This window comes from Micromonospora sp. NPDC048843, assembly GCF_040649965.1.
Taxonomy (GTDB): Bacteria; Actinomycetota; Actinomycetes; order Mycobacteriales; family Micromonosporaceae; genus Micromonospora; species Micromonospora hortensis.
In genome coordinates, this window is record NZ_JBEZGJ010000274.1 from 1 (window position 1) to 6,676 (window position 6,676).

Sequence of the window (6,676 nt, forward strand, 5' to 3'; positions counted from 1 at the left end):
CCCAGGGCGAGGTAGAGACCGGCCCAGGCGGCAGCGCCGATAGTCGCGCAGCCGAGAAATCGGCGGTACGACATCCGCAGCCCGCCGGCGGCCAGTGGCGTCGACGGCGAGCCGCGCACCGGTGAGCCGGGCATCGGGGGCATCTCCGGCGCCCGGGCGTACACCCCGAGGGGTCGGACCGTCCGCGAGGAGCGCGGCACGCCGGCGCGCGGTCAGGGCGCCGAGCAGCGGCGTACGCCGCGCAGCACCCGGTCCGGCGACCCGTTCCGGCCGGCGTTGCAGGTGCTCGACGGCGGTCGGGCCGCCGCCCGGGCAGGCCGGCGCGACGCTCCGGCTGCCGGTCGCGGTGGCGTGGTGCGCACCGTCGCGCCGCGTACCCCCCGTGGCCCGGGTGGGGACGAGCCGCCTCCGCGTCGCCGGACCACGCCTCGCGCGCCGCGGCGCACCGACCGACCGGCGGCCCGCCGGCCGTCGCGCAAGCCACGACGCCCGCCGAAGCTGGCCGACTCGCGGCTGCGGCTGCGACTGGGCACCGTGCTCGCCCTGACTCTCTTCGCCACCATCGGGATCCGGCTGATCTTCCTCCAGACCGTCGACGCTCCGGCGTACGCCGGGGGCGGTATCGTCGACCGCCTCCGCACTGTCGAGCTGCCGGCGCCCCGGGGTGCGATCTACGACAGCACCGGCGCGCCGCTGGCCCGCAGTGTCGAGGCGCGGTACGTGTACGCCGACCCGACCGAGGTGGAGGACTCGGCCGCCGTCGCCAAGGCGCTCTCCCCGTTGCTCGGCATCCCGGTGTCGAAGCTGATGGAGTTGATGAAGCCGCGCAAGCTGGAGGACGGTAAGGCGTCCCGGTTCGTGTACCTGGCGCGGGGAGTGGAGATCTCCACCGCCAAGCGGGTGCAGGCGCTCGAGCTCCTCGGCATCGGGGTGCACCGAGACGAGCGCCGTGAGGTGCCCGGCGGTGACCTGGCGGCCAACCTCATCGGCTTCACCAGCCAGGACATGGTCGGCTTGGAGGGGCTGGAGGCCCGCTACGACGACGTGCTCGCCGGTCAGGACGGCAAGCGGGTGTACGAGGCCGGCCTCGGCGACCTCGGGGCGCCGATCCCGGGCGGCTACAGCCGGACCACGCTCGCCAAGCCGGGCAGCTCGCTCGCCCTCACCCTCAACCGTGACCTCCAGTTCCGGACGCAGCAGATCCTCAGCGCGGGCATGGCCCAGGCGCCGGGTGGCACCGGCGCGGCCGTGGTCATCGAGATTCCCTCCGGCGCGGTGCTGGCCCAAGCCAGTAACCCCACCTACAACGCGGCGAAGCCGACGCCCAGCGACCCGGTTGCCCGGGAGGACGCGGCGACCAGCTTCGTGGTCGACCCCGGCTCGGTGCACAAGGCGATCACCTACGGTGCGGCGTTGCAGGAGGGGGTGATCACGCCGGACACCACGTTGCCCATTGCCAACAGCATCAAGAAGGGCGACACCTGGTTCTCCGACACGCACCCCGCCAACGGCAAACGGATGAGCGTGCCGGGGATGCTCGCCTTCTCGTCGAACGTCGGCACGATCACGATCGCCGACGAGCTCGGTCCAGATCGGCTGATCGACTACCAGAAGCGGTTCGGGCTGGGCAAGCCCACTGGCGAGGGCGTGTACGGGGAGGCCAGCGGGCGACTGCTGCCGGCCGACGAGTGGAGCGAATCCTCGCAGGGGTCGGTGCCGATCGGGCACAGCGTCGACGCCACCCCGTTGCAGATGGCCGCCGCTTACGCCGCCATCGCCAACAACGGCACGTACGTGCAGCCGCACCTGGTCAAGGAGGTGATCGGCCCGGACGGCAAGCGCACCCCCGCGCCGGCCCCGGTGACCCGGTCGGTGCTCAGCCCGCAGAACGCGGCGGCCCTGCGCACCATGCTGGAGGCGGTCACGACCGTCGACGGCGCCACCGGTGTGGCCGCCGCGGTTCCCGGTTACCGGGTCGCCGGCAAGACCGGCACCGGCTGGCGGCAGGTCAACGGTAAGAAGCAGCCCGGTGAGGTGTCCTCGTTCATCGGCATGGCTCCCGCCGAGAACCCCCGGTACGTGATCGCGGTCTTCGTGTACGCGCCCAACGGCGGGGGCGCGGCGATCGCCGGACCGGCGTTCCGGGACATGATGCAGTTCACTCTGCGTCACTACCGGGTACCGCCCTCCACCGGCGGATCCGCGCCCAAGTTCGTGGTCTATCCGCGCTGAGCAGCAACGGCGGGACATCATCGGTGAGTGCCGACGAACCACCGGGGCGGCTGTGCGGCCGGAACCGGACGACCGGGTAGGGTCTGACGCCGTGCCCGGCAATCCACGTCCACGTACCGTGACCGGAGTCCGGCTCGGTGATCTCGCCGTCCGGCTCGCCGTCGACCTTCCGGCGGACGCCGCAGCGGTGGTCGTCTCCGGGGTCACCCACGCCAGCCAGGAGGTTCGTCCCGGCGACCTCTACGCGGCGCTGCCCGGTGCCCGTCGGCACGGCGCGGAGTTCGCCGCCGGCGCCGTCGAGGCGGGTGCCGTGGCGCTGCTGACCGATCCGGCCGGCGCGGAGTTGGCGGCGGGAACGGGCCTGCCCACCCTGGTGGTGCCCGACCCGCGCGCCGTGCTCGGCGAGCTGGCTTCGGCCGTGTACGGCGACCCGACCGCCGACCTCACAGTGATCGGCGTGACCGGCACCGCGGGAAAGACGTCAACCGCGTACCTGATCGAGTCGGGGCTGCGGGCCGCCGGGCACACCACCGGGCTGGTCGGGACTGTGGAGACCCGGCTCGGTGATCTGGTGATCGACAGTGTCCGCACCACCCCCGAGGCGACCGACCTGCACGCCATGTTGGCCACCGCCCGCGAGCGGGGGGTCACCGCCGTGGTCATGGAGGTCTCCAGCCACGCGCTGGCGATGGGCCGGGTGGGCGGTGTGCGGTTCGCCGTCGGTGGTTACACCAACTTCGGCTCCGACCACCTGGACTTCCACGCCGACAGCGACGACTACTTCGCGGCGAAGGCCCAGCTCTTCGACGGGCGCTGCGCGGTCGAGGTGCTCAACCACGACGACCCGGCGTTGAAGCCGCTGCTCAAGCCGACGACTGTCACCTACTCGGCGGCCGGTGAGCAGGGCGCGACCTGGTGGGCCGACGGTGTGGGCGGCGAGGGGTACGCGCAGCGGTTCACCGCGCACGGCCCGAACGGCGTGGCAGTGTCCGCCGGTGTCGCGCTGCCCGGCCGGCACAACGTGGCCAACGCGCTGCTGGCCATCGCCGCACTGGTGGGTGCCGGGGTGGACCCGGTGACCGCCGCGGATGGTGTGGCTGCCTGCGGGGGCGTCCCGGGCCGGCTGGAGCTGGTCGACGTGGCCGCGCCGGTGCGCGGGGTGGTCGACTACGCCCACAAGTCGGACGCGATAGTGGCAGCGCTTGCCGCGCTGCGCGAGTTGAGCGCCGGCCGACTGATCTGTGTGATCGGCGCCGGTGGGGATCGGGACCGGGGCAAGCGGCCGGTGATGGGCGCCGCCGCGGCGGAGGGAGCCGACGTGGTGCTGGTGACCGACGACAACCCGCGCACCGAGGACCCGGGGGAGATCCGCGCCGAGGTGCTGGCCGGGGCGTACCGGGCCGGCACTGCCGCTCGGATCATCGAGGTGGCGGGCCGCCGCGCCGCTATCGACGAGGCGGTGCGGCTGGCCGAGCCGGGCGACGTGATCGCGCTGCTCGGCAAGGGTCACGAGCGAGGCCAGGAGGTGGCGGGTCAGGTGCTTCCGTTCGACGACAGCATCGAGTTGGCCGAGGCCCTGCGGGCCCGCTTCGGGGACCTGGCGGGTCAGCGGTGATCACGCTGAGCCTGGCCGAGGTGGCCGCTGCGGTCGACGGGCGGTTGGTGGCCGCCGACCCGGCCGCCACCGTCACCGGATCGGTGGAGTTCGACTCGCGCAAGGTGGGGCCCGGTTCGCTCTTCGTGGCCTTCCCTGGGGAGAAGGTCGACGGGCACGACTACGCGGCGACGGCGACCCAGGCCGGTGCGGTGGCGGTGCTCGGCAGCCGAGAGGTGCCCGGGGTGCCGATGGTGCTGGTCGATGACGCCCTGACCGCGATGGGCCGACTGGCCCGCGTGGCGGTGGACCGGCTGCCCGGGCTGACCGTGATCGGCGTGACCGGCTCGTCCGGCAAGACCACCACGAAGGACCTGATCGGTCAGCTCACCGCCCGGCTCGGGGCCACTGTGGCACCACCCGGCTCGTTCAACAACGAGCTGGGGCACCCGTACACCGCCCTCCAGGCCGACCCGGACACCCGCTACCTGGTGATGGAGAAGGGCGCGCGGGGGGTCGGGCACGTGCGGTACCTGTGCGAGCTGGTGCCGCCCCGGATCTCCGTGGTGCTCAACGTCGGCACGTCGCACATCGGCGAGTTCGGCTCGCAGGAAGCCATCGCCGTGGCCAAGGGTGAGCTGGTGGAGGCGCTGCCGCCGGACGGGCTGGCAGTGCTGAACGCCGACGACCCCCGGGTGGACGCGATGGCGAGCCGCACGCAGGCCCGGGTGGTCCGCTACGGCGAGGCGCCCGACGCCGACGTGCGCGCCGAGGACGTCCTGCTCGACGAGCGGGGGCACCCTTCGTACACCCTTGTCACCCCGGAGGGACGCGCGCCGGTGCGGCTGCGGTTGGCCGGCCGCCACCAGGTCGGGAACACGCTCGCCGCGGCGGCGGTCGCCCGGGAGTTGGGCATGCCGCTGGCCGAGCTGGCCACTGCCCTCGGCGAGTTGGGGCTGGTCTCGACCCGACGGATGGACGTCTTCGACCGCCCCGACGGGGTGACCGTGATCGACGACTCGTACAACGCCAACCCGGCCTCGATGGCGGTAGCGGTGCGGGCGCTGGCAAGCATGGGCCAGGGGCGGCGTACCGTCGCGGTGCTTGGCTACATGGCCGAGCTGGGCCCGTTCGAGTACGACGGCCACGCCGAGGTCGGCCAACTCGCGGCCGAGCTGGGTGTCGACCGGCTGCTCGTGGTGGGTGAGCCGGCCGCGCCGATCCACGAAGGCGCGACAGCTGTAGCAAACTGGGGAGGAGAGTCGGTGCTGCTCACCGATCAGGCGGCGGCCGTCGAGGTGCTGCGGAGCGAGCTACGACCGGGTGACGTCGTCCTGGTCAAGGGCTCCCGGTACCGGACCTGGGAGGTGGCCGACGCCCTGCGCGCCGACGCCGGTGGGGAGTCGACCCGATGAGGGCGGTCATCGTCGCCATCGGGGTGGCCTTCCTCGTCTCGCTCTTCTGCACCCCGATCGCGATCAAGGTGTTCACCCGGCTCAAGGCCGGTCAGCCGATCCGGTCCGACGGCCCCGCCATGCACCAGGGCAAGAAAGGCACGCCCACGATGGGTGGCGTGGTCTTCATCCTGGCCACTGTGATCGCGTACGTGGCCGGGCACCTCGCCCTGACCACCCTGCCGGACCAGCAGATCGCCCAGGTGGAGCCGACCATCACGGCGCTGGTGCTGCTGGGGCTGATGGTCTTCTCCGGCGCTGTGGGTTTCCTCGACGACTTCCTCAAGGTGCGCAAGCGCAACAGCGCCGGGCTGAACAAGCGCGGCAAGTTGCTCGGGCAGATCCTCGTCGGTGCGGTCTTCGGGGTGATCGCGCTGTGGTTCCCGAGCACGATGACCAACGGCTCGGGCCTTGCGACAAACACCGAGACGGTGGGCAGCACCACGCTGAGCTTCATCCGGGACATCGACTTCCTGGAGGTCAGCAAGGTCGGCGCGGTGATCATCTTCATCTTCGTGGTGATGGCCGCGACGAACGGCGTCAACCTCACCGACGGCCTGGACGGTCTGGCCACCGGCGCCTCGGTGATGGTGCTCGCCGCGTACGCGCTGATCGCGTTCTGGCAGTACCGGCACTGGTGCGCCGACCCGAACTACACCCAGCCGTACTGCTACGAGGTCCGCGACCCGTTGGAGATCGCACTGATCGCCGGGGCGGCGGCCGGTGCCTGTGTGGGCTTCCTCTGGTGGAACACCTCCCCGGCGCGGATCTTCATGGGCGACACCGGGGCGCTGGGGCTGGGCGGTCTGATCGCCGGCATGGCGATGTCCACCCGCACCATCCTGCTGCTGCCGATCATCGGTGGGCTCTTCGTGATCATCACGATGTCCGTGGTGATCCAGATCATCTCCTTCAAGACCACCGGTAAACGGGTGTTCCGAATGTCTCCGCTCCAGCACCACTTCGAGCTGGCCGGCTGGAGCGAGGTCAACATCGTGGTGCGCTTCTGGATCATCGCCGGCATCGGCGTGGCCATCGCCCTGGGCCTGTTCTACAGCGAGTTCCTCGCCAACATGACCTGATCCGCAGGCCCCGCGCCCACCCCCTGATCCGTCGATCTTGCACTTTCGGATGGCGGAACGTCCTTTCATGGATGTTTTGTCGGCACAGAAAGTGCAAGATCGGCGGCGGGAGGGCGGCGTGGGGGCGGGTTCGACACGCCCGGTGGGGCGTTGTGGGGCGGTGGCGCGTGTTCAGCGGTGATGATGTCGGGGTGGGGGAGGACATCGGCACTGAGGGCACGCACATGCCAGCCACCACGCCCAGATCGTGCGTGATCATCAACAGTGCGGTGCCGGAGTCCCGGACCAGTTCCTTGAGCAGCTCGAGGATCTGG

The 6,676-nt window shown here is 71.6% G+C and carries 4 protein-coding genes and 1 pseudogene; 4 read left to right on the forward strand and 1 reads right to left on the reverse strand.

From position 1 onward, the window contains the following. Window positions 1-98 (reverse strand): annotated as a pseudogene (locus AB0C20_RS34230) (DedA family protein); the annotation flags it as partial. On the opposite strand from AB0C20_RS34230, the gene AB0C20_RS34235 reads away from it, so the two are divergent. From AB0C20_RS34235 to mraY, 4 genes are read left to right on the forward strand one after another with little or no spacing between them, the layout of a single operon-like run. Beyond that, window positions 73-2,232 carry a penicillin-binding protein 2 gene (locus AB0C20_RS34235; RefSeq protein ID WP_357569556.1) on the forward strand — a complete coding sequence of 720 codons (2,160 nt, stop codon included), beginning with the start codon at window positions 73-75 and terminating at the stop codon, window positions 2,230-2,232. The pseudogene AB0C20_RS34230 and the gene AB0C20_RS34235 overlap by 26 nt on opposite strands. Window positions 2,233-2,284: 52 nt before the next feature. Then, complete coding sequence (locus AB0C20_RS34240; RefSeq protein ID WP_357189964.1) at window positions 2,285-3,847, forward strand: UDP-N-acetylmuramoyl-L-alanyl-D-glutamate--2,6-diaminopimelate ligase; 1,563 nt, start codon at window positions 2,285-2,287, stop codon at window positions 3,845-3,847. Continuing rightward, window positions 3,844-5,241: a UDP-N-acetylmuramoyl-tripeptide--D-alanyl-D-alanine ligase gene (murF, locus tag AB0C20_RS34245; protein WP_357569555.1), complete on the forward strand. Its 1,398-nt coding sequence runs from the start codon at window positions 3,844-3,846 to the stop codon at window positions 5,239-5,241. Before AB0C20_RS34240 ends, murF begins: the two co-directional genes overlap by 4 nt. Next, window positions 5,238-6,362 carry a phospho-N-acetylmuramoyl-pentapeptide-transferase gene (gene mraY / locus AB0C20_RS34250; RefSeq protein ID WP_030334519.1) on the forward strand — a complete coding sequence of 375 codons (1,125 nt, stop codon included), beginning with the start codon at window positions 5,238-5,240 and terminating at the stop codon, window positions 6,360-6,362. The genes murF and mraY overlap by 4 nt, the downstream gene beginning before the upstream one ends. Window positions 6,363-6,676 lie beyond the last annotated feature (314 nt).